We start from the raw sequence: 1,834 nt of genomic DNA on the forward strand, positions 1-1,834 counted from the left end.
CCTAGACAGCCGGGAGGTGAGCTTAGAAGCAGCTACCCTCTAAGAAAAGCGTAACAGCTTACCGGCCGAGGTTCGGCGCGCTGAAAATGATCGGGGCTCAAGTCCACCACCGAGACCGAGCGACACCCGTCAGAGGGTGATTCCGTAGGTTGGCATACTGTTCGGGTGGAAGCACGGGAGAGATCTCGTGTGGACCGTGCAGTAACGAAAATTCTGGTCATAGTAGCAGCGTTAGTCGGGTGAGAACCCCGACGGCCGAACGAGTAAGGGTTCCTCAGCAATGCTGATCAGCTGAGGGTTAGCCGGTCCTAAGTCTCACCGCAGTTCGAATGAGACAAAAGGGAAATAGGTTAATATTCCTATGCCAGTGTGAATTAGAAGTCGACGCTTTGGAGCCGCCCAGGCCGGGCACTCGCCCGGTGTAACCATCGAAGTTCGTGGAAGCCGTAATGGCAGGAAGCGGACGAATGGTGGGATGCCGCAAGCTGGGTCAATCTGGAGCCCGTGAAAAGACGATCACACTGTCCGTACCGAGATCCGACACAGGTACTCGTGGCGGCGAAAGCCAAGGTCTGTCGGGATCAACCGACGTTAGGGAATTCGGCAAGTTAGTCCCGTACGTTCGCAATAAGGGATGCCTGCCTCGGAGAGAGGCAGGTCGCAGTGACTCGGGCGCTCCGACTGTCTAGTAACAACATAGGTGACCGCAAATCCGCAAGGACTCGTACGGTCACTGAATCCTGCCCAGTGCGGGTATCTGAACACTCAGTACAATGAGACGAAGGACCCGTTAACGGCGGGGGTAACTATGACCCTCTTAAGGTAGCGTAGTACCTTGCCGCTTTAGTAGCGGCTTGCATGAATGGATCAACGAGAGCGCCACTGTCCCAACGTTGGGCCCGGTGAACTGTACATTCCAGTGCGGAGTCTGGAGACCCCCAAGGGGAAGCGAAGACCCTATAGAGCTTTACTGCAGGCTGTCGCTGAGACGTGGTCGCCATTGTGCAGCATAGGTAGGAGCCGTTACACAGGTACCCGCGCTAGCGGGCCACCGAGGCATCATTGAAATACTACCCGATGGTGACTGCGACTCTCACTCCTGGCGGAGGACACCGGTAGCCGGGCAGTTTGACTGGGGCGGTACGCGCTTGAAAAGATATCGAGCGCGCCCCAAGGTTTCCTCACTCGGGTCGGAGACCCGAGTAAGAGTGCAAGAGCATAAGGAAGCCTGACAGTGTCGAGCACAACAATCGACGCTGACGCGAAAGCGTGGTCTAGCGAACCAATTAGCCTGCTTAATGCGGGCAATTGCTGACAGAAAAGCTACCTTAGGGATAACAGAGTCGTCACCCGCAAGAGCACATATCGACCGGGTGGCTTGCTACCTCGATGTCGGTTCCCTCCATCCTGCCCGTGCAGAAGCGGGCAAGGGTGAGGTTGTTCGCCTATTAAAGGAGGTCGTGAGCTGGGTTTAGACCGTCGTGAGACAGGTCGGCTGCTATCTATTGGGGGTGTTACGGTATCTGACGAGAACGTTCGTATAGTACGAGAGGAACTACGAATGGGTGCCACTGGTGTACCAGTTGTTCGAGAGAGCACGTGCTGGGCAGCCACGCGCCACGGGGTAAGAGCTGAACGCATCTAAGCTCGAAACCCACTTGAAAAAGAGATACCATCCGAGATCACTCGTAGAAGACGAGTTCGATAGACTCGGGGTGTACGCACCAAGGCAACGAGGTGTTGAGCCCGCGAGCACTAATCGATCGAGCCACCATTCATACGCATTTGGATCATGTACGGACCCGGAGACGGGTCCAGGCGTGAACTGGACTAC

1 rRNA gene is annotated in these 1,834 nt (G+C 55.9%); it reads left to right on the top strand.

Annotated elements, in window-relative coordinates:
- Positions 1-1,779, top strand: a 23S ribosomal RNA gene (locus BM348_RS20475); the annotation flags it as partial.
- Positions 1,780-1,834: the final 55 nt, after the last annotated feature.

The sequence above is a fragment of the Halostagnicola kamekurae genome (assembly GCF_900116205.1).
GTDB classification, from domain to species: Archaea; Halobacteriota; Halobacteria; order Halobacteriales; family Natrialbaceae; genus Halostagnicola; species Halostagnicola kamekurae.